The 20,445-nt window shown below is 75.5% G+C and carries 13 protein-coding genes and 1 pseudogene; 4 read left to right on the top strand and 10 right to left on the bottom strand.

The genetic code is table 11. The features are described from left to right. Nucleotides 1-195 precede the first annotated feature (195 nt). A complete protein-coding gene (locus IEZ04_RS10240) occupies nucleotides 196-1,626 on the top strand; it encodes a DUF2252 domain-containing protein (RefSeq protein WP_189216413.1) in 1,431 nt (476 codons plus the stop codon). 4 nt (nucleotides 1,627-1,630) lie between these two features. On the opposite strand, the gene IEZ04_RS10235 is transcribed toward IEZ04_RS10240, so the two are convergent. The 4 genes and pseudogenes from IEZ04_RS10235 to htpG all read right to left on the bottom strand — a co-directional run bounded on the left by IEZ04_RS10235 (nucleotide 1,631) and on the right by htpG (nucleotide 8,477). After that, nucleotides 1,631-1,828, bottom strand: a complete 198-nt coding sequence (locus IEZ04_RS10235) for a DUF8691 family protein (protein ID WP_189216412.1) — start codon at nucleotides 1,826-1,828, stop codon at nucleotides 1,631-1,633. A gap of 105 nt (nucleotides 1,829-1,933) precedes the next feature. Beyond that, a pseudogene (locus IEZ04_RS10230) lies at nucleotides 1,934-2,421 on the bottom strand (hypothetical protein). 737 nt (nucleotides 2,422-3,158) lie between these two features. Then, nucleotides 3,159-5,897: a winged helix-turn-helix domain-containing protein gene (locus IEZ04_RS10225; RefSeq protein ID WP_189216411.1), complete on the bottom strand. Its 2,739-nt coding sequence runs from the start codon at nucleotides 5,895-5,897 to the stop codon at nucleotides 3,159-3,161. Between the two features lie 672 nt (nucleotides 5,898-6,569). After that, complete coding sequence (gene htpG, locus IEZ04_RS10220) at nucleotides 6,570-8,477, bottom strand: molecular chaperone HtpG (protein ID WP_189216410.1); 1,908 nt, start codon at nucleotides 8,475-8,477, stop codon at nucleotides 6,570-6,572. A gap of 304 nt (nucleotides 8,478-8,781) precedes the next feature. Between htpG and IEZ04_RS10215 the strand changes: the two genes are divergently transcribed. After that, nucleotides 8,782-9,036 carry a hypothetical protein gene (locus IEZ04_RS10215; RefSeq protein ID WP_189216409.1) on the top strand — a complete coding sequence of 85 codons (255 nt, stop codon included), beginning with the start codon at nucleotides 8,782-8,784 and terminating at the stop codon, nucleotides 9,034-9,036. A 44-nt stretch (nucleotides 9,037-9,080) separates the two neighbouring features. Continuing rightward, nucleotides 9,081-9,308: a hypothetical protein gene (locus tag IEZ04_RS10210; protein ID WP_189216408.1), complete on the top strand. Its 228-nt coding sequence runs from the start codon at nucleotides 9,081-9,083 to the stop codon at nucleotides 9,306-9,308. A gap of 7 nt (nucleotides 9,309-9,315) precedes the next feature. On the opposite strand, the gene IEZ04_RS10205 is transcribed toward IEZ04_RS10210, so the two are convergent. From IEZ04_RS10205 to IEZ04_RS34680, 3 genes are read right to left on the bottom strand one after another with little or no spacing between them, the layout of a single operon-like run. Continuing rightward, nucleotides 9,316-9,768 (bottom strand): RpiB/LacA/LacB family sugar-phosphate isomerase, encoded by a 453-nt coding sequence (locus tag IEZ04_RS10205; RefSeq protein WP_189216407.1) that lies wholly within the window; start codon nucleotides 9,766-9,768, stop codon nucleotides 9,316-9,318. 60 nt (nucleotides 9,769-9,828) lie between these two features. Continuing rightward, nucleotides 9,829-14,190 (bottom strand): cation-translocating P-type ATPase, encoded by a 4,362-nt coding sequence (locus IEZ04_RS10200; protein ID WP_189216406.1) that lies wholly within the window; start codon nucleotides 14,188-14,190, stop codon nucleotides 9,829-9,831. Between the two features lie 9 nt (nucleotides 14,191-14,199). Continuing rightward, nucleotides 14,200-14,742, bottom strand: coding sequence for a hypothetical protein (locus tag IEZ04_RS34680; RefSeq protein WP_229820926.1), 543 nt, complete (start codon nucleotides 14,740-14,742; stop codon nucleotides 14,200-14,202). 426 nt (nucleotides 14,743-15,168) lie between these two features. Between IEZ04_RS34680 and IEZ04_RS10190 the strand changes: the two genes are divergently transcribed. After that, nucleotides 15,169-16,782, top strand: a complete 1,614-nt coding sequence (locus IEZ04_RS10190; RefSeq protein WP_189216405.1) for a right-handed parallel beta-helix repeat-containing protein — start codon at nucleotides 15,169-15,171, stop codon at nucleotides 16,780-16,782. 27 nt (nucleotides 16,783-16,809) lie between these two features. Here IEZ04_RS10190 and IEZ04_RS10185 read toward each other — a convergent pair whose 3' ends face one another. The 3 genes from IEZ04_RS10185 to IEZ04_RS10175 form a co-directional block, all read right to left on the bottom strand. After that, nucleotides 16,810-17,373 (bottom strand): hemerythrin domain-containing protein, encoded by a 564-nt coding sequence (locus tag IEZ04_RS10185; RefSeq protein ID WP_189216404.1) that lies wholly within the window; start codon nucleotides 17,371-17,373, stop codon nucleotides 16,810-16,812. Between the two features lie 153 nt (nucleotides 17,374-17,526). Next, nucleotides 17,527-19,431, bottom strand: coding sequence for a DUF2264 domain-containing protein (locus IEZ04_RS10180; protein WP_189216403.1), 1,905 nt, complete (start codon nucleotides 19,429-19,431; stop codon nucleotides 17,527-17,529). Next, nucleotides 19,428-20,444 carry a hydroxyacid dehydrogenase gene (locus IEZ04_RS10175; protein ID WP_189216402.1) on the bottom strand — a complete coding sequence of 339 codons (1,017 nt, stop codon included), beginning with the start codon at nucleotides 20,442-20,444 and terminating at the stop codon, nucleotides 19,428-19,430. The genes IEZ04_RS10180 and IEZ04_RS10175 overlap by 4 nt, the downstream gene beginning before the upstream one ends. Nucleotide 20,445: the final 1 nt, after the last annotated feature.

Raw genomic sequence — 20,445 nt, 5'->3', positions numbered from 1 at the left:
GATCGAGGCCCGGGGACCGGCCCGGACGGGCGGCGCGCCCGTGCCGGCGTGGACGGGCGGCGCCCGGTGGACGGCCCGGGCGGTGCCTCCCTCCTGCGGCTCCCGCACGTTCCGGCCGACCCGGTGCCGCGCCGCCCGGACGGCGGCCGTCCGCCACCGCCGCGTCAGGGGCCCGATGCCCCGGGAGGTTCGGTCATGACCACCGTCGGCTCCTCCCCCGTCCCCCTGTCCCTGGCGGAGCGCGCGGCGTACGGCAGGCGTGCGCGGACCCGGGCGTCGCGCTCGTGCCACGGCTGGTTCGAGCCCGCCACGGGGCGGCCCGACCCCGTCGACGTGATCGAGGACCAGTCGGCGAGCCGGGTGCCGGAGCTGGTGCCGATCCGCTACGGGCGCATGCTCGAGTCGCCGTTCCGTTTCTACCGCGGTGCCGCCGCGGTCATGGCGACGGATCTCGGGGGCCTGCCGCACACGGGGCTGACGGTCCAGCTGTGCGGCGACGCCCACCTGCTGAACTTCCGGCTGCTGGCCTCGCCGGAACGGCATCTGGTCTTCGACGTCAACGACTTCGACGAGACACAGCCCGGACCGTTCGAGTGGGACGTGAAGCGGCTCGCGGCCAGTGTCGCCGTCGCCGCCCGGGAGAACGGCTTCACGGCCAAGGAGCAGAACACCGCGGTACGCGCGTGCGTGAAGGCCTACCGGCACCGGATGCGGGACCTGGCCGGCATGCGCACGCTGGACGTCTGGTACGCGCAGGACGACGCCGACGGCGTACGGGCGCTGCTCGCCCCCGCGCTGACCGACCCCGCCCTGGACAAGGAGGCCAGGAGGCGCGCCGGGCCGGCGACGGCGAGGGCCCGCACCCGTACGCATCTCCAGGCCTTCGAGAAGCTCACCCGGCTCACGGCCGAGGGCCGGCGGATCACCCCGGACCCGCCGCTGATCGTCCCGTTGCGCGACCTGCTGGCGGGCGACGAGTCCGGACCGCGGCAGGAGCGGCAGCTGCACACCCTGGTGGACGCCTACGCGCGCAGTCTCTCCTCCGAGCGCCGCCATCTGCTGCGCCGCTACCGGCTGGTGGACATGGCCCGCAAGGTGGTCGGCGTCGGCAGCGTCGGCACCCGCTGCTGGATCCTGCTCCTGCTCGGCCGGGACGACGAGGACCCGCTGCTGCTGCAGGCCAAGGAGGCGCAGCCGTCGGTCCTGGAGCCGTACACCGGCGGCGGCGAGGAGTTCGACAACCAGGGGCGCCGGGTCGTCTGCGGGCAGCGCCTCATGCAGACGTCCGGCGACATCTTCCTCGGCTGGACGCGCGTGGTGGGGCTGGACGGGCACGGCCGGGACTTCTACGTCCGCCAGCTGCGCGACTGGAAGGGCATCGCGCGCCCGGACACCATGGGCCCGCGGTTGCTGGCCGTGTTCGCCCGGCTGTGCGGGGCCTCGCTGGCCCGGGCCCACGCGCGCTCCGGCGATCCCGTGGCCATCGCCGCGTATCTCGGCGGCGGCGACCACTTCGACCGTGCGCTCGCGGAGTTCGCGCGAGGGTACGCCGACCAGAACGAGCGGGACCACACGGCCCTGGCGGCGGCCGTGCGGTCGGGCCGGCTCACCGCGCAGTCGCCGTGAGCGGTCACTCCGGCAGCCGGCGCATCTCCACGACCAGCAGGCCCAGTGACTGGAAGCGGGCCAGCAGCCCGTACAGGTGCGCCTCGTCGATGATCTGCCCGAACAGGAGGGTCTGATCCGACATGACCACGTGGTCCAGCTCCGGGAATGCCTTGGCCAGCCTCTCGGACAGGTGCCCGTCGATGCGGATCTCGTAGCGCATGTACTGCTCCCCGCGGATGGCCTGTGCGCGACGTTCGTGCCGTCCTCCGATGGTCCGCCGCGCCCGGCTCCGCGGCCTCACCCGGCCGAGGTGAGCCGTGCCGCGTCAGTGCTTGAGCAGCGTTTTGAGGACGATGATCAGCAGCCCGGGCGCCAGGTTGACCGCGCCGGTGAGGACGACCATGCGCCGGGGGCCCGGGAGCGCAGGGCCGCGGCCGTCGACCAGCCCACCTGCCCGGTCACCGCGACGCCGAGCGCCAGCCAGCCGGTGGCCCGCAGGTCCGCCGGGCCGAGGAGGGGGCCGAGGGCCACGGCCGCTGCGGGCGGCAGGGCGGCCTCGGCGATCGGCCACTCCGTACGGCACGCGCGCGGCACCGCCGTACGGTCCAGGGGCCGTTGTGCCAGCCGGGCACCGAACAGCTGGGCGTGCACGTGGGCGAGCCAGAACACCAGGCCGGTGGCGACCAGCAGGACGGCCAGTTCGGCCCGGGGGAAGGAGCCGAGGCCGCCCGCGCCGGCCACCACCGAGGCGGCCGGCAGGGAGCCGTGCACACCGCCCGAGCAGTCGGCGTGCTCACCGCCGGTCCGGGACAGTCCGGACGGGTCGGTCGGACCGCTCGGATCACCCGGGCCAGCCGGGCCGCTCGGGCAGCCGGGCTGCTCGGGCAGCCGGGCCGGTCAAGCCAGCCGGGCCACTCCGGGCAGCCGAGCCAGCCGAGCCGCTCCGGGCAGCCGAGCCCGTCAAGCCAGCCGGGCCGCTCGGGGCAGCCCGGATCGATCGGGCCGCTCGGATCACCTGGGCCAGCCGAGCCGCTCCAGGCAGCCGAGCCCGTCAAGCCAGCCGGGTCAGCCGGGTCAGCCGGGCCACTCGGACCAGCCAGGCCACTCGGGGCAGCCAGGCCGCTCGGGGCAGCCCGGATCGGTCGGGGCAGCCCGGATCGGTCGGGCCGCTCGGATCACCTGGGCCAGCCGAGCCAGCCGGGCCGCTCGGGGCAGCCCAGATCGATCGGGCCGCTCGGATCACCTGGGCCAGCCGAGCCGCTCCAGGCAGCCGAGCCCGTCAAGCCAGCCGGGTCAGCCGGGTCAGCCGGGCCACTCGGGGCAGCCAGGCCGCTCGGGGCAGCCCAGATCGATCGGGCCGCTCGGATCACCTGGGCCAGCCGAGCCAGCCGAGCCGCTCCGGGCAGCCGAGCCCGTCAAGCCAGCCGGGTCAGCCGGGCCACTCGGACCAGCCAGGCCAGCCGGACCAGCCAGGCCACTCGGGGCAGCCGAGCCACTCGGACCAGCCGGGCCAGCCGAGCCGGTCCGGGGCGGCGGTCCGGGTTCCGTGGTCACAGCAGCCGGAGTTCGCGCGCCTGCCGTACCGCGTCGCTGCGCCGGTTCACCCCGAGTTTGCGGAACACGCTCTTCAGGTGGGTCTTCACCGTGTTCACCGACACGTACAGGTCCGCGGCGATCTCCTCCGTCGACATCATCTGCGCCAGGCGCTCCAGGACGTCGCGCTCCCGTTCGCTCAGGCGCTCGACGACGAGGGCCGGACTGCGGGGCTCCGCCCGGTGCCCCGGGCCGTGCCGCCCGGGCGGGCGGAGCGACAGCAGGTCCCACGCCAGGTAGGGGTTCGAGCCGGTGCCCAGGATCCGGCGGAGCCACGGTCCGGCCTCCAGGAACGGCCGCCGCAGCCGGTCGCGCCGGGCGTCGAGCAGTGCCTGGGTGACCAGCCGCCGGGCGGTGCCGTGGTCGCCCGCCCGGTCGGCGGCCTGCGCGCGCACCAGTGTGGCGCGCACGGTCAGCGCGGGTCCGCCCCGCTCGCCGCCGGGCAGCGCGTCCAGGATGTCGAGCGCCTCGCCCGTGGCCCCCGCCGCGAGCCGGGCGTGCGCGGCGGCCACGGCGTGCGCCGGCCTGCGGGCCGACGTGGGCCCCAGGACCTCGACGGCCGCCTCGAAGCGGCCCGCCGCGAGGTGCGCGGCGGAGGCAACCAGGGCCGCGTGCTCCTCGACCCACGGTGAGACCGACTCCGCGGGGATGTGCGTCTGTACGGTCCGCAGCGCCTCCCGCACCTGCCCGCGGGCGAGCAGCAGCCGGGACGAGGCGATGATCCGGCCCGCCGCCTCGACCGGGTCGGGGGGCCTGCCGGGTACGGCGGACCGCTCCAGCAGGGTCTCGGCCTCGTCGAGTTCGTTGCGGTCGACGGCCACGGCGGCCAGCACCAGCCGGCCGATCCCGGCGCGCAGCGTCGGGGGCAGGCCGATGCGCTGCGCCTCGCTCGTCGCCGTCAGCACCTTCTTCTCCGCCTGGCCGGGCCAGCCGTTCAGCCAGTCGATCAGTGCCAGGTGACCGAGGGAGTCGTGCCGGGGCAGCAGCGTCGAGGGGTCCGTGGCGCACCTGACCGCCTGGGCCAGCGCGGAGCGCGCCTCGTCGAGGCGTCCCGCCCACAGCAGTGTCGAACCGAGGTGGGTGAGCAGGAGGGCGGTGAGTTCGGGGTGCCGCTCGAGCCGTTCCGCGGCGACCGCCTGCCGGAGCTGCCCGGCGGTCTTGGCGGCCTGCTCGGCCCGGAGCGGGGACCCGGTCAGTCGGGCCGCGAGGACCTCCAGCAGGGCACAGCTCAGGTGTGCGGCAGCGAGGTCGGGATCGGCGGTGTCGCCGATGTCGCCCGCGTCACCGGGGGTCCGGGTGTCGATGCTGTCGGTGCTGTCGATGCTGTCGGTGTCCAGTTGCTGCTGGGCGTGGAGCAGGTGCGTCAGTCCGCGGTGCACGTCGCGCCGGAACAGGTCGCGGGCGGCGAGGACGAGGCTCATGGCGGGACCGGCGGTCCCGGGGGCCGACCGGGCGAACGGCCGGCCCAGCGCGTCGGAGCGCAGCCCGGTGAGGAGCTGCCCGATCGCCAGGTCGTCGACGAGGGCCCGGGCGGTGAACTCCCAGTCCCCCGCGGCCGCGCCGTGCGCGAGCGTCTCGCGGAGCGAGCCGGACCGGCTGAGCCAGCGCGCCGCCCGGCGGTGCAGTTCGCTCTCCAGACCGGGGCGGCGTTCCCGCAGATGGGTGCGGAGGATCTCCGCGAACAGGGGGTGCAGCCGGTACCAGGAGCGTCCCAGGTGCTCCACGAAGGCGTTCTCCCGGTGCAGCCGGGAGATGATCGCCTCGGCGTCGCTCCGGCCGGTGAGCGCGTCCGCGAGGCCGGGGCGGAACCGTTCCACGACGCTGACGCGCAGCAGCAGGTCCTGGGCCTCGGGCGGCTGCCGCTTCAGCACCTCGGCCAGCAGGAAGTCGGCGACGGTGCTCTGCCCGGCCTCGAACTCCTTCAGGTACGTCTCCGGGTCGCTGCTCTGCTGTGCGGCCAGGGCGCACAGCCGGAGGCCGGCCGCCCAGCCCCGGGTGCGGTCGACGAGGGCGCGCGCGGCGTCGCCGGTGAGGGACAGGCCGTGGGACGCGAGCAGTGTCGCGGCCTCCTCCGCGGTGAAGGCCAGCTCCGCGCCGCGGATCTCGACGATGCTGCCGGCCGCCCGGTGGCGGTGCAGCGGGAGCAGCGGTTCGGTGCGGGTGACGAGCACCAGGCGCATGCCCCGGGCGGCGTGGTGCAGTACGAACTGCAGTTGCTCCGCGATCTCCGGGGACGGTACGCACTCGAACTCGTCGAGGACGAGGACGGCGGGGCGGGCGCGCCGGCCGAGGTCGGCGGCGAGCCGGGCCAGCAGGGCGTGGTCCACGCTGCCCGGGTGCGCGGGCCGGCCGACCTCCTCCGACACGGGCGCCCCGGCGGTCCGCAGGGCCTCCAGCACGTACGCCCAGAAGACGCCGGGCGCGTGGTCGGTGCCGTCCGCGGTGAGCCAGGCCACCGGCCGGCCGAGGGTCGCGGCCCAGTCGGCGGCCAGCAGGGTCTTGCCCGCGCCGGCCGGCCCGTTGATCAGGGTCAGGGGCACCGAGAGGGCGCGGTCGAGATGTGTGACGAGGCGTTGACGGCGCAGAAACGTGTCGGGGCGTGCGGGCAGCGAGAAGCGGGTGCTGAGGAACGGGTCTCCCCGGGGGTCGGCGCTGGGGATCGACGCCTCGGGGCCGAACGGCTGCTGGTCGGCCATCGCGCTCACCACCGTCCGAAAGGCCAAGGGCAGCGCTACGGAGCTCAGTATGCCAGCGGGGGCGGACACCGGCGCACCCCTGGACGACGACCCCTTTCCGCACGTCCGTACGCCCCGTCCCACTCCTTGCTTCGACGCGATCGCCGTACGTACGGCGCTCCCTCCGCGCGGACCGCGGGCCGGGTGATCTCCGTGCCCGCCCGGGCCCCGGACCGGCCGTCGGCGCGCGGCGGCCGGACGGGGTGTACGGGGCCGGGCGCGGGCGGAACGGGCGGACACCACGGTTGGTATACGGGCGGACCGCCCGGGGGATCACCGTCCGGCGTGCGCACCCACGGACGACCGACGGAGGCGGGCGCCCCACCGACGGCGTACCGGCCCGCCGCCCATCGTCCGGTCCGGGCGGTCGCGCCGACGTAGCGGACGCCCGTACGCCCCGCCGCATCACCTGCGGACCGACACGGCTCCGCGCCGCTCCCGCTTCCACGCCGCCACCCCGCCCAGGCCGGCCGGCGACGGACAGCGCGACCGGCACCCGCCCGACGAACGGACGCGGATCACCCGGGCCCGGCGCCCCCACGGCGTGCGACCGCCCACCGGTCCGGGCCCCGCCGCGTCCCGGCTCTCGCCGAGGCGTGCGGGGCCCTGCCGGTGGGGCGGGCGGCCGTTTCGTTACAGTCCGGCGGCCAGTCGGCCCGACAGCAGGCGGGTGAAGCGGGCCGGGTCGGTCAGTTCGCCGCCCTCGGCGAGCAGCGCCATGCCGTGCAGGAGTTCCGCGGTCTCGGCAACGGCCGCGTCGGACGCGTCCCGGCCGTGGGCCTCGCGCAGCGCCGTGACCAGCGGGTGGGTGGGGTTGAGCTCCAGGATGCGCTTGATGCGCGGGATCTCCTGGCCCATCGCCCGGTACATCTTCTCCAGCGTCGGCGTCACGTCGTGCTCGTCGCCCACGATGCACGCCGGGGAGGTGGTCAGCCGGGAGGACAGGCGTACCTCCTTGACGTCCTCCGAGAGGGTGGAGGCCAGCCAGGTCAGCAGGGGCGCGAAGTCCTTCTCCTGCTGGTCGCGTTCCGCGTCGTCCGCCTTGTCGTCGCCCTCGCCGTCCAGGTCGACCTGGCCCTTGGCGATGGACTGCAGCGGCGTACCGTCGAACTCGCGTACGGACTCCACCCACACCTCGTCGACCGGGTCGGTGAGCAGCAGCACCTCCAGGCCCTTGGCGCGGAAGGCCTCCATGTGCGGGGAGTTCTCCAGCCGGGCGCGGGACTCGCCGGTGAGGTAGTAGATGTGCTCCTGGCCCTCCTTCATGCGGGACTTGTAGTCCCGCAGGCCCGTCTGCCGCTCCGGGTCGTGGGTGGAGGGGAAGGAGCAGATGTCGAGGATCGTCTCGCGGTTCTCGAAGTCGCTGAGCAGACCCTCCTTCACCGCGCGGCCGAACTGCTCCCAGAAGGTGTCGTACCGCTCGGCGTCCTTGGTCCGCATCGCCTTCACCGTGGAGAGGATCTTCTTCACCAGGCGCCGGTGCATCAGCTGGATCTGCCGGTCCTGCTGGAGCGTCTCGCGGGAGACGTTCAGCGACAGGTCCTGCGCGTCGACCACGCCCTTGACGAAGCGCAGGTAGTCGGGCAGCAGCGACTCGCACTCGTCCATGATGAAGACGCGCTTGACGTACAGGTTGACCCCGCGGCGGGCGCCCTGCTGGTACAGGTCGAACGGCGCCCGGGACGGGATGAACAGCAGCGCCTGGTACTCGAAGGAGCCCTCCGCCCTGGTGTGGATGGTCTCCAGGGGGTCGTTCCAGTCGTGGCTGACGTGCTTGTAGAACTCCTTGTACTCGTCCTCGGTGATCTCGCTCTGCGGGCGGGCCCACAGCGCCTTCATCGAGTTGATCGTCTCGGCGCCCTCGTCCCCGGTGCCCTCCTTGACGAGGCGGACGGGCCACGGGATGAAGTCGGAGTGCTCGCGGACGATGTCACGGATGCGCTGCTCGTCCGTGTAGTCCCAGAGCCGGTCCTCGGTGTCCACGGGCTTCAGGTGCAGGGTCACGGAGGTGCCCTGCGGCACGTCGGCGACCTCCTGCAGCGTGTACGTGCCCTTGCCGTCGGACTCCCAGCGGGTGCCCCCGGTCTCCCCCGCCTTGCGGGACACCAGCGTCACCTTGTCGGCCACCATGAAGCTGGAGTAGAAGCCGACGCCGAAGTTGCCGATCAGCGCGGCCGACCCCTCTCCCTCCTGCGCCTGCTTGGCTTCCTTCAGCTTGCGCGCGAACTCGGCGGTGCCGGACTTGGCGATGGTGCCGATCAGCCGGACGACGTCGTCGCGGGACATGCCGATGCCGTTGTCACGCACGGTCAGGGTGCGCGCTTCCGGATCGGTCTCCAGCGCGATGTGGAGGTCGGAGGTGTCCGCTCCCAGGTCGCTGTCGCGCAGCGACTCGAGGCGGAGCTTGTCCAGGGCGTCGGAGGCGTTGGAGATGAGCTCCCGCAGGAAGATGTCCTTGTTGGAGTAGATGGAGTGCACCACCAGCTGGAGCAGCTGGCGGGACTCCGCCTGGAACTCGAACGTCTCGGCCTGAGTGGTCACGGTGGTCCTCCCCCGGAGAAGAACGCGTTGCTTGTTCCGTCGGTTGCGCGGCACACCGTCCCCACGGCCGGAGTCCGCGAGGACGATCTTGCCCTGTCACCCGGCGTGATCGCCAACCGATCGGCGCGAGAAGGTGTGCGCGTCGCCTCACGGGGCACCTGGTGCTCGCGGGCTGCCTCGTCTCCTGTCCCTGCCCTGAGGCAGCCCGCGAACTCCGCCCGCTCCCGTACCCCGTGTGCCCGCGCCCGATGGCGGCCGGGGCGCGCGGCGACGACGCTGGTACGAAACGGAGCTAAGGAGCCCCATGTACAGACCGGCCTGTGTCCTGATCGCGGCCCTGACCGCGCCCCTGCTGTCCGCCCTGCCCGCGCACGCCGCGTCCGGACCGCCCGACGGCACCCCGCGGCAGTCCGTCACGTCCGTCTCGGGCGACGTCTCGTGGCGGCAGTGCACCATGAGCGGCGGTCTCGTCATCGTGTCCGTGCAGGGCGACAGCGACGAAGCGGAGCTCTTCAGGAGCTGCAGGGGCGGTTTCCAGGACGGGAAGCCCGTCGCCTGAGCCGTATCAGGGCTGCCGCGCCGTCCTGGGGGTAGACGTGGTCCATGAGCGATGTCGTGGACTCCGACGAACTGCTGCGTCGCATCCAGCGGGCCCGTGACTGGGCCGAGCGGGAGGAGCGGCGCTGGAAGGCACGGCCCGGCACCCCGGTGCACGACGACGGCGGCGCGGACGGCCCGGCCCCCGGCGCGGAGGCGCTCTCCTTCGCGTACGAGGCGGTCCGGAAGGTCCTGGACGAGATCGTCAGGCCGGGGACCCACCACGATGACTAGCGACCGGTCACGCCAGGCGGCCGGCGTCCAGCCGTCCGACGTGGGCCAGGTTCTCCCGGTCCTCGGCGTCCTCACTGGCCCCCGCGGCGAACCAGGCGTCGAGGATCTCCTCCAGCAGCGGCTGTGACGTCAGCCGCAGGCCGATCGCGAGCACGTTGGCGTCGTTCCAGCGGCGCGCGCCGTCCGCCGTGTACGCGTCGGTGCACAGCGCCGCCCGGACGCCCGGCACCTTGTTCGCGGCGATCGACGCGCCCGTGCCGGTCCAGCAGCACACGACCGCCTGGTCCGAGGCCCCGGAGGCGACGTCGCGCGCCGCGGCCTCCGAGCACGGCGCCCACCGGCTGTCGTCCCCGGGACGCAGCGCCCCGTACGTCACGACCTCGTGGCCCCGGCCGCGCAGCCGTTCCACCAGGAAGCGGGCCACGGGTTCGTCCATGTCGGAGGAGACGGAGATGCGCATGGACGGGAGACTACCCACCGGGTGGACCGGGTGTCTCCCGCCCGTACGCGCTCGTCCCGCTCACGCCGTCTCCGGCAGGTGCCTCGCCACGAACTCCTCCACCCCGGGCAGGAACCGCTGGCCGGTCACCGCGAGCACGATCGCCGCGCCCACACCGGCCCAGGCGACCGGACCGAGCGGGGTGCAGCCGAAGAGCTGGCTCAGGCCGGGCGTCTGGACCAGCGCGACCAGTGCCGCGGCGGAGCCGAGCGACGTCCCCTGCACCAGCCGGCTGTGCCGCCGGTCGCCCAGGGTCTGGGCGAGCTGGGTGCCGACGACCGCGCACAGCGCCATCGTCGTCGCGCGGACCGTGGTGCCCGGCGTGACACGCCCGGCCAGCCAGGCCGCCACGGCGCCCAGCGTGGTGGTCAGCGCACGGTGGCGGATCTGGCCGATGAGGGGCGCGCCGAGCAGTTCCGTACCGAGGGGCGCGTCGCCCGGATCGGGGGCGGACTCCGAGCCGGACGCCCCGTTCGCGTGCTCCGGGCGCCGCGACGGGTCCTCCTTCGGGGTCACCGCCACGGCGATCGCCGGGAACAGGTCCGTGAACAGGTTCACCAGCAGCATCTGACGGGTCGACAGCGGTGCGGCGCCCGACAGGAGGGTGCCGAGGATGCCGAAGCCGACCTCGCCGGCGTTGCCGCCGATGAGGATCGCGATGGCGTCGGCGACGCTGCGCCACAGGGCGCGGCCCTCGGCGACCGCCACGATCAGCACCGACAGGTCGTCACCGGTGACGACGACGTCCGCGGCGTTGCGGGCGGCCGCGGAGCCGCGGGCCTGGATGCCGACGCCGATGTCGGCGGCGCGGATGGCGGCGGCGTCGTTGGCGCCGTCGCCCACCATGCCCACCACCCGGCCCGCGTCCCGCAGCGCCTCGACGACCTGGAGCTTCTGCTCCGGCGCGACGCGGGCCACCACATCGGCGTCCCGCAGCATGCGGGCCCGCTCGGACCGGTCCGCCGCGGCGAGTTCGTCCCCGGTGACCACGGAGGTGTCCTCGGGCCAGCCCAGGTCCACCGCGATGGCGCGGGCGGTCTGCGGGTGGTCGCCGGTCAGCATGACGGGCCGTACGCCCGCCTTCCGCAGCTCCCCGATCAGCTCCGTGGACGTCTCCCGGGCCACGTCCGCGAGACCGAGCAGTCCGGTGAACCGCAGCTCCCGCAGCGGCTCCTCCAGCACCTCGGCCGGTTTCTCGTCCTCGCTCAGCTTGCGCTCGGCGACCGCCAGGACCCGCAGTCCGGCGGCGGCCAGCGCATGGGCCGCGTCGGACGCGACGGAGTCGCCGCCGCCGCACCCGGGCAGCACGGTCTCCGGGGCGCCCTTGACGACCAGGACGCGCGCGCCGTCGCCGGCCCGGCCGACGGCGGCGGCGTAACCGCGGGCGGCCTCGAACGGGCGGCCCTCCTCCTGGGTCCAGTCCGGGCCGGGGCCCGCCGCGTCCAGGACGGCCTCGTCGGTGGCGTGCACCGGACGCGATCCGCCGTCGCCGTTGATGCGCGGGCAGGCGCGGGCCGCGGTGCGCAGCGTGGGTCCGGCCGCCGGGTCGCCGGTCGCGCGGGGCGTGCCGTCGGGGCCGGTCACCCGTACCAGGCGCAGCTTGTTCTCGGTGAGGGTGCCGGTCTTGTCGAAGCAGACGGTGTCCATGCGGCCCAGCGCCTCCAGGGTGCGCGGGGTGCGCACCAGCAGGCCGCGCCGGCCGAGGCGGCGGGCGGCCGCGAGCTGCGCCACCGTCGCCACCAGCGGCAGGCCCTCGGGCACGGCGGCCACGGCCACGGCCACACCGCCGCTCACCGCCCGGCGTACCGGCGTGCCGCGCAGCAGCGACAGGCCCGTCACGGCGGCCCCGCCCGCCAGTGTCAACGGCAGGGCCTTGGCGGTGAGTTCCTGGAGCCGGGCCTGCACTCCGGCGGACGGCTTCGTGCGGGCGGCGAGGGCCACGGCGCGCGCCGCCTCGGTGCGGTCGCCGACGTCCACGACGACGGCCCGGGCGCGTCCGGCGACCACCGTCGTGCCCTCGAAGACCATGGACCTGCGGTCGGGCACCGCGGCACGCGGGGTCGGCTCCGTCTGCTTGTCCACGGGCAGGGACTCGCCGGTGAGCGCGGACTCGTCGACCTCCAGGCCCTCCTCCCACAGCAGACGGGCGTCGGCGGGGACCACGTCGTCCCCCTTGAGGTCGATGACGTCGCCCGGCGCGAGCCGGCCGGCGTCGGTGAGGCGGGTGTGCGTGTCCCTGATGTGGCCCGTGACGCGCGCCTTGGGTTTCTGCTCGGCCAGCAGACCGGACAGCGCCTTCTCGGCCCGCAGCCGCTGCACGCCGCCGACCAGCGCGTTCAGGTCGAGCGCGCCGACGACCAGCAGGGCGTCCACGGCGGACCCGAGGATGGCCTCCGCGGCCGAGCCGACCGCGAGGACCGGGGTGAGGGGGTCGTCGAGCTCGTCGCGCATGGCCCGGGCGAGCTCGAACGACCAGCGTAGGGGGGCCAGCGCCCGGGTCCGGCCGAGGGCGGCGGCGGTCCGGCGCAGCCGGCCGGCGGACCGCGCCGCGGCCTCCTCGGTGTCCCCGGCGGCACCGGGCTCGTCGGCCTCCAGCCGGGACAGCACGTCGTCCGGTGACATCGCGTGCCAGGGCACGCGGGGCCGGGGGCGCGGGGAGGGGGCCGCCGCCACGCCGCGCCCGGCCCACACCCCGGACAGCAGGGCGGCGGCCGCGGCGGCGTCGACCGGCGCGTGCCGCAGGCCGGGCAGCAGCGACGGGGTGGTGCGGCGCTTGGAGCGCTGTTCGCCGACCGCCACCAGCAGCCCGGACAGCGCGGCGCCGGACCGGGCCAGGATCTGCGAGCGGCGGCCGATCGCGCGGGCGGCCGGAACGGCCGTCAGCAGCCGCCACACGTCGGCCAGCCCGTGCAGGGCCACGACGTCCGCGCCCCACACGATCGCACCGTCGTGGTCGGCGAGCGCGAGGGCCACGTCGCCGCCGAGCAGCCCGGCCAGTACGTCGCTGTCGTCGGCCGACGTCGGCCGGGCGACCGTGACGACCACGTCGCCGCGCTCGCGCAGGGAGCGGACCAGTTCGCCGAAGGGCCGGCTCGCGGGGGCCACGCGGTCGGCGAGCGTCGTGAAGTCGGCGAGGGCGGGGTCGTCCACGACGACCACCCGCAGTCCGGCGCCGCGTGCCGCGTCCAGCACCGTCTCGGCCCAGGCGTCGGCGCCGTCGCCGGGCAGGCGCAGCGCGCTCGGGTGCAGCACGACCGTGCCGGCCGTCTCCAGCTGGCGCAGCCGCTCCGTGTCGCGCACCAGTACGCCCGTCCACGACAGCGCGGTGCTCAGGATCGCGTTGAAGGCGGCGGGACCGTAGCGCGCGGCCTTCGGGGAGCCCGCGAGGACGGCCTCCGCCGCCTCCGCCCCGCTGTGCTTGACCAGCATCGTCACCGCGGCACCGGCCAGGCTCCCGGCGGAGGCGTGATCGGCGTACGTCTGCGCCGGTGACTGCCGCAGCGGCGGGCGCGGCACCCGGTCCGCGGGCACGCCGGACCGGTCGGGCCCGCACACCTCGTCGTGCACGACGTCGAAGGCGGCGGTGCGGACGACCGTCTCGGCGAGCTGGCACAGGCGCAGGCCGCCGTCGAGGACCAGGGAGACGGGGGTCCGTCCCACGCCGTGCACGGCGGCGTTCGCCGTGGCGAGGAGCAGGTCCGTGCGGGAGCGGCCGAGCCGGGCCCGGAGCAGGCCGCGTACGCGCGGGTTCTCCCGGAGCAGGGTCACCACCGCGGTGATCCAGCGGGGCGAGACGGGCAGCCGCAGCGCGTCCCCGGCCAGGGCCAGCGCGATGCCCGCCGCGTCGGCGCCCAGCGCCGCGGCGGCGGCCCGTATCCCGGCCGGGTCGCCGGGGTGCGGGAACTCCTCCACCGCCTCGTCGCTCTGGACCAGGCCGTGCTGTTCGGCGAGCTTCGTCGCGTAACTCACCACCCGGTCGGCCGCCGTGTCCTCGGCCGCGGTGACCACCAGGCGGGCGAGGCCGCCGTCCCAGTACGCGAGCGCCACGTCGGGGTGGGCCGCCAGCTCGGCGGCCACCTTCCGCGCCGCGTGCTCGACGCCGCCCGGCCGCTTCGGCCGCCCGTGGCCGGCGGGCCGCAGCGCGAGGTGCGCGCGCCGGCCGGAGCGCCAGGGGCGCGGTCCGCCCGGGCGCAGCGCGCCGCCGGCCACGCGTCCGATGCGGGCCGCCGTGTCCGCGGTCCGTACGCCGGCCCGCAGGCCGTGCGCGACCGCGCCGGCGGCCGCGCCCGCGACGGGCACGGCCGCACGTGCGACGAGCCGGGGACCGGCCGGTACGAGACCGGCGACGACGGCCACCGGACGTGTCAGCGAAGCGAGCACCATCTCGTTCCCTCAGCCCTCGGGGCGGAGCCGTGCCGTCACGCCGGGACGGTTCGTGGACGCCGCCTTGGTCTTCGCCTTCTTGCCGCCGGACGAGGCCCGGCCGGCGGGCGCCTTGCCGCCGCCCGACGACTTCGCCTTGCCGGCCGGCTTCCCCCCGCCGGACGACTTCTTCGCCTTGCCCGACGCCTTGTGCCCGCCGGACGCCTTGTCCTTGTCCGGTGCCTCCAGCTCGGCGGCCGGTTCCTTCTCCGCGGTGTCCGCGGAGCGCGCCCCCTCGTCCTCCCCGTCTTGGTCGCCGGGCCGCGGCTGGGTCAGCCAGACCACGGCGGCACCGGTCAGCGCGACGGGCCACTCCACCACGCCGACGACGCCGAGCACACCGGCCCCCGCGTACACCACCATCCGCCGGCCGCGCGGCGACACCGCCCCGATCCTGTCCAGCGTGCCTTCGGCCGCCCTGCCCACCAGTCCGGCACCGGGCACCTTCCGCAGTGCCGCGGCCGCGGGCCGCAACGGTTTCGGAAGGGAGGACGACGATTCCTGCTGAGCCATGACTCTCCCGTCTCTCGGGGGATCACCTCGCCACGCCAAGTTCCCACAACGGGGCCACCCACCCGCCCGGCCGCCGACGCGGCTGGTTCCCGTGCCCTTGTACGGTCTCCCGGCACGCCGCCGACCGCACGCCGGGAGCCCGCGGCGCCGCTCCGCGAGGGACGGGACACCACGAGCGGGAGGACCGGGGACCCGAGGGCACCCGGTGGCGGGCGGGGCGTCACGGGCAGGCGGGGCTCCGGCGCCGGGAGGTCCGTACGCGCGGGGCCGCCGGACGTCCGTGCTGGCCGAGTGACGGACGCGGCCCGGTGTCCAGGGGCCCCGCGGCGGGTTGCGTGTGCGGCTCCGGGGGCGGCGGACCGGCCGGGTTAGCCGACGCGAATGGCTGGTACCCGGCCCTCGCGGCAGTCCGGAAGGGGGGGCACCATGTCCGTGCCACTGACCGTCGACGCCCGGGAGCACGGTCTGGTCGGTGACGGCGCCGCCGACGACCGGCCGGCGCTCGCGGCGCTGGTGGACACGCTGGGCGCGGCCTGTGCCGCGGACGGCCGCCCGCGGACCGTCCGTGTCCCCGCCGGCCGCTACCTGGTCCGGGACGAGGCCGTCGTCTGGCGCAGCGGAGTGTCCCTGATCGGTGCCGGGCGGGGCGCCACGTGCTTCGTCCTCCGCAACCCGGGTGCCCCGGACCGGCCCGTGCCGCTGGCCTGGTTCACCGCCGCGCGGCACGGCGCCGGCCCGGACGACCACCTGGCGGACGTCACCTTCGCGCACTTCGAGATCGACGGCTCGGGGGTGCGCACGGAGTCGTACGACCCGCTGGCGGGGGGCCTCTGCCTGCAGTACGTGAAGCGGGGCCGGTTCGGCGACCTGTACGTGCACGACACCGCGGCGACCGGGTTCGGCTGCGACTTCCTCCAGGACACGATCGTCGAGGCGGTGCTGGCGGAGCGGTGCGGGCGGCAGGACCCCGGCGCGCGGACGGGCGGCGCCGGGATCGGCATCGGCGTCGGCGGCTGGGGCGCGGTGGAGCGGCTGACGGTGACCGCCTGCACGGCGACCGGCAACGACGCCGACGGCATCTCGGTGGAGCTGCGGGAAGGCATGTGGCCGCCGCCGCGCGGCATCCGGATCACCGCCTGTCACACCGAGGACAACCGGTTCGGCATCTCCGACCGGGGGGCCGACGGGCTGCTGGTCACCTCGTCGGTGATGCTCGGCAACCACGAGGCCGGCCTCGACGTGTCGTCGCGGGGCGCCTCGGGCGCCGGCGGCCGGGGCGGCATCGTCACGGGCTGCGTCGTCGACGGCAACGTGCGCGACGGCGTCGCGATCGGCGGCACCCCGGGCCCGTACGCCCTGCGCTCCAACCGCATCAGCAACAACGGGCGGTACGGCTACTGGCAGTACGCCCCGGCGGGCGGCGGCCGGGAGCCCGCCGCGGACATCGTGCTGGAGTCCAACGACATCCGGGACAACGCGCTCGACGGCGTCCGCGTCGACGCGCCGCTGCGGGACCCGGCGCTCGTGGGCAACCGCATCCGTGGCAACGGCCGGCGGGCCGCGCCCGCGGTCACGGGCGGCGGGCCGGGGGTGCGGTACGGCGAGCTGTCCGTCGTCGACGGACGCGCCGGCTGGCCCCCGGACGGGCACCGGGGCAAGCGGGTGACGGTGGGCGGGCGGAGCGCGGTGGTGCTGTCCAACACCGCGACCGAGCTGGTCCTGGCGCCGGTACGGCCCGGCGCGGGCACCGCCTGGGAGGACGGTGTGCCCGCGCCGGGCACCGCGTACGAGCTCCCCGACGGCGGCGGGCGGCGGGCCGGGCTGACCGTCGCGGCCGCGATGACGAGGCCTCAGCTGCACGCCAACCTGATCAGGGACGGCCGGCGGTCCGGGACCCAGAGCCACGGCATCTGGATCACGCCGGACGGCAGCTGGACGGGCGGCCAGGCCTCCGACAACGACCTCGCCGGCAACGCCGTGTCGGCCACCCGCTTCGACACCCGGCCCACCGGGGGCCGGTGGCGCGACAACGACGGATAGCCGGCCGGTCGCGGCGGCCCGGTGGCCTCAGCCGGACTTGCCGCGTCCGGTCAGCGCGTCACGCAGCCGGTCGATCATCCCGGCGCCCGGGTCGAGGAGCTTGTTGCCGGGCGGGGTGTCCGGGGCGGAAGGGTGCGGCCGGGTCGGCGCCGTCTTCTTCGCCATGCGCACCTTGTCCCCGAGCCGGTTCAGCTCGTCGGCGGCGCAGGACTGCCGCATCATCCGGAAGAGGTTGCCCTCCTCGTCCGCCACGTGGTCGCGGATCTCGCTCATCAGCTGGAGCATCAGCCGGTCGAACTGCGGGTCGTCGGCCCGGCAGCGCTCCAGCTCCTTCATGGTGAGCTCGGCCGCGGAGTGGTCGTCGATCTCCTTGTCGGCGATGCCGTTCCCGTCGGCAAGGGTCTTGCGCACCGCCGGGTACAGGTACATCTCCTCGGCGACGGCATGGCGCACCAGCTCGATGGTGGCCTGGTCGGCGAGTTCCTTGCGCCGGCTGTGGCCGGACGGCAGGGCCTCGATCTGCTGGAACATCTCCTCGACCTCGCGGTGGTCGGTGGTCAGTTCGTGAATGACGTCTCCGCCGTGTCCCACGGAAGACTCCTTGCTGCAGGCGGTGAGGGGGGCGGCGACGGGAGCTGTGCGCCGCCGCCCCATAGGTAACGGAGCCGGTGACGGTAACCGGCGGATTGGTCCGCCGGGCGGCGCGTCGGACCGGAGACGCGGATCAGCCGGCCGGGAGCACGTTCACTCCTCGGTCACGGTCACGGAGACGGCCGCGGCGGCCGGGGCGAAGCCGACCCGGGTGACGGTGCCGTCCGCCCAGCGCACCGTGACTCCGTGCGCGTCCGCCGTCTCCACCTCCGCCGCGCGCGCGAGCGGTGCGTCGTCCTCCTCCGCCGTCAGCACGGCCAGGCAGGCGTACACGGCGGTGCCCTCGACCGGTGCGGTCAGGCGCGGGACGCGGGCCCAGGGGGTGTACGCGGTGCCCTGCGGTGCGCGGAGCTCGTCCTGCCCGGCCCAGCCGTGCAGTCCGCGCAGCAGGCTCCGCACCCGCTCCTCGGGGCCGGTCGCCCAGCCCGTCTGGACGGCACGGGCCCCGGGCGGCGCGCCCACCACACGGTGCACCCTCAGTTCGTACCGGCCCCGGGCCACGACCACGCTCGTGACGCGCAGCCCCGGCACCATCGGCGGGCCGGAGGCGAACACCGGCCGGTGCCAGGACGCCGCCCAGCCGTCACCGGCGCCCAGCGGGTGAACGCGGCGGCGCACACTGGGCACTCCCGCCACCTCGACGGCGAAGTGGTTGTCGGGGACGTTCCCCGGCGCGGTCGGTCCGGTGACCGTCGAGTACGCCTGCCGGCCGTAGTGCGGGGAGTCCTGCGCGGCCGACTCCCCCCCGTGCGGGCGCACGGTGTCGCTGCCGTGGTTGTGCAGCCGTACGATCCCGTCCGCGCGCGTGGACTGCACCAGCAGGCCGGGCGCGGGGAGGGCCAGCACCCGGTCGGCCTCCTCGACGGGCGCCGCCTCCTCGGGGACCGTCCACAGCGGGTGGTCCTCCGGGGCGAGCAGGCAGACGAACGCCTTGGACGCCCAGTACGGGGAGGCCGGGCCCGAGTAGCGCTGGAGGCTCGCCTCGTGCGGGCCGTGCCAGCCGAGGCTCAGCAGCCCGTCGTCGCCGACCGCGCCCCGGTCGAGGAAGTACCGCAGCGCCCCGCTCGCCAGACGGCGCGAGACACCGGGGGCGAGCGGGGTGTGGCCGGTGACGGCGCCCAGACCCACCGCGGCCGTCGCGGCGAAACGGTACGTCAGGGAGCGGCCGAAGTGGATCGGTGCCCCGTCCCCGCCGAACAGGTGGGAGAAGCCCTCCAGGTGCTCGCGCAGCCGGGGGCCGTAGTGGCCGGCGAGCGCGGTGTCACCGGCGAGGTGGGCCTCCAGGACCGGGTACAGGTGCAGGGCCCAGCCGTTGTAGTGGTCGAAGGCGCGGCCGTCGCCGTCGGCGTACCAGCCGTCGCCCCGGTACCAGCCCTCCAGCAGGTCCAGGGCCCGCTCCCGGGCCCGCCGCGTCTCCTCGTCAGCGCGGCCGGCCGATTCCAGGAAGGCGGCCACGGTGTAGGGGAACAGGTACCAGTTGTTGGGTGCCGGTACATGGCGCAGGGCGCCGCGCAGCCACTCCTCCGCGCGGTCCTGGACGGCGGGGTCCAGCCGGTCCCACAGCCAGGGGCGGGTCAGGCGCAGGCCGAGCGCGACGGACGCGGACTCGACCATGGGCTGGCCCTGCACGGTGTGGTCCAGGATCAGCGGCCAGGACTCCATGTCGTCGCGGCCGGGCGTGCGGGTGCCGGCGGCGAGGCCCGCCGCGTAACGGTCGAGCCGGCCGTGCGGGTCCTCGCCGTGGGCCCCGGCGACACGGAAGGCCGCGGCGAGGAAGGTGCGGGCGTAGCCCTCCAGGCCGTCGGAGCGTGTTCCGGAGACGGACGGCTTCCCGGGCAGGTCGAGCAGGGCGCCGCCCGGGGTGGCGTAGCGCCAGGCCGCGGCGAGGAGTCCGTCGGCGGCGGCCTCCCAGTGGGCGCGGGTGTATCCGGTGTACGGGCTGAGGGCGCGGTCGTCGGCGGGCAGGGCCAGGGGACGCGCCGGGGGCACGGTCGTCATGCGAGGAACGCCAGCCTTTCGTGTCGTACGGGGTGGGCGAAGCCGTCACCCGCGGCCCAGCGGCGCACCTCGTCGACGGCGAGCTCGGCGAGGCGGCGCCATTCGTTGCCCTGGGAGCCGGCGAGGTGCGGGGTGATGAGGACGTTGTCGCAGTCCCACAAGGGGTGGTCCGGCGGCAGCACTTCGGGGTCGGTGACGTCGAGGACGGCGCGGATGCGGCCCTCGGTGGCCGCGTCGGTCAGGGCGTCCTGGTCGACGACCGCCCCGCGCGCGGTGTTGAGGAGCACGGCGCCGGGGCGCATCGCGGCGATGAGTGCACGGGAGACCAGCCCCTGGGTGGCGGGCAGCAGCGGGGTGTGGACGCTGACGACGTCGCTGTGCGCGAACAGGTCCGGCAGGGAGACGGGCTCGACGCCGAGCGCGGCGGCCTCCTCCTCGCTGACGTAGGGGTCGTGCAGCAGCACCCGGAAGTCGTACGGCCGCAGCAGTTCGACGACGCGGCGGCCGATCAGGGAGGCGGACAGGATGCCCACCGTGCGGCGGTAGTTCCCGGTGTCGCGGGGGGTGCGCAGGAAGTCGCCGCGCGCGCGGGCGGCGCGGTAGTCGCGGGCGCTCTCCAGGACGCGTTTGCCGGTGAGCAGGATCATCGCGACCGTGTACTCGGCGACGGGCAGCGCGTTGGCCGCGGCGGCCGAGGACACCTCGATGCCGCGGTCCCAGCAGGCGTCGGTGACGTGGGCCCGGACGGAGCCCGCGGTGTGCACGACCGCGCGCAGCTTCGGGGCGCCGTCCAGCACCTCGGCGGTGAGGGGCGGGCAGCCCCAGCCGGTCACGAGGAGTTCGGTGCCGGTGAGGACCTCGCGGGCCCGGTCGGTGGTGAGGTCGTCGAGGACGGGGAGCGGCGCGAGGTCGCAGACCTCGGCGAGGGCGGCGAGCGCCGGGGGTTCGAGGACGGCCTCGGCGGCCTCGCGGGACAGGGCGAGGGCCGCTCGGGGCCGGTGGAGCGGGGGCATC

Origin of the sequence: Streptomyces ruber (assembly GCF_014648075.1) — a bacterium.
Taxonomy (GTDB): domain Bacteria; phylum Actinomycetota; class Actinomycetes; order Streptomycetales; family Streptomycetaceae; genus Streptomyces; species Streptomyces ruber.
This window is presented reverse-complemented; position numbering and strand designations above follow the sequence as displayed.

Bases quoted from the DNA above. Each gene is read 5' to 3' on its own strand.
- IEZ04_RS10240 (WP_189216413.1), top strand. From the start codon at position 196: ATGACCACCGTCGGCTCCTCCCCCGTCCCCCTGTCCCTGGCGGAGCGC.
- IEZ04_RS34680 (WP_229820926.1), bottom strand. From the start codon at position 14,742: ATGGCTCAGCAGGAATCGTCGTCCTCCCTTCCGAAACCGTTGCGGCCC.
- IEZ04_RS10175 (WP_189216402.1), bottom strand. From the start codon at position 20,444: ATGCCCCCGCTCCACCGGCCCCGAGCGGCCCTCGCCCTGTCCCGCGAG.
- IEZ04_RS10200 (WP_189216406.1), bottom strand. From the start codon at position 14,190: ATGGTGCTCGCTTCGCTGACACGTCCGGTGGCCGTCGTCGCCGGTCTC.
- IEZ04_RS10225 (WP_189216411.1), bottom strand. From the start codon at position 5,897: ATGGCCGACCAGCAGCCGTTCGGCCCCGAGGCGTCGATCCCCAGCGCC.
- IEZ04_RS10180 (WP_189216403.1), bottom strand. From the start codon at position 19,431: ATGACGACCGTGCCCCCGGCGCGTCCCCTGGCCCTGCCCGCCGACGAC.
- IEZ04_RS10235 (WP_189216412.1), bottom strand. From the start codon at position 1,828: ATGCGCTACGAGATCCGCATCGACGGGCACCTGTCCGAGAGGCTGGCC.
- IEZ04_RS10205 (WP_189216407.1), bottom strand. From the start codon at position 9,768: ATGCGCATCTCCGTCTCCTCCGACATGGACGAACCCGTGGCCCGCTTC.
- IEZ04_RS10210 (WP_189216408.1), top strand. From the start codon at position 9,081: ATGAGCGATGTCGTGGACTCCGACGAACTGCTGCGTCGCATCCAGCGG.
- IEZ04_RS10215 (WP_189216409.1), top strand. From the start codon at position 8,782: ATGTACAGACCGGCCTGTGTCCTGATCGCGGCCCTGACCGCGCCCCTG.
- IEZ04_RS10190 (WP_189216405.1), top strand. From the start codon at position 15,169: ATGTCCGTGCCACTGACCGTCGACGCCCGGGAGCACGGTCTGGTCGGT.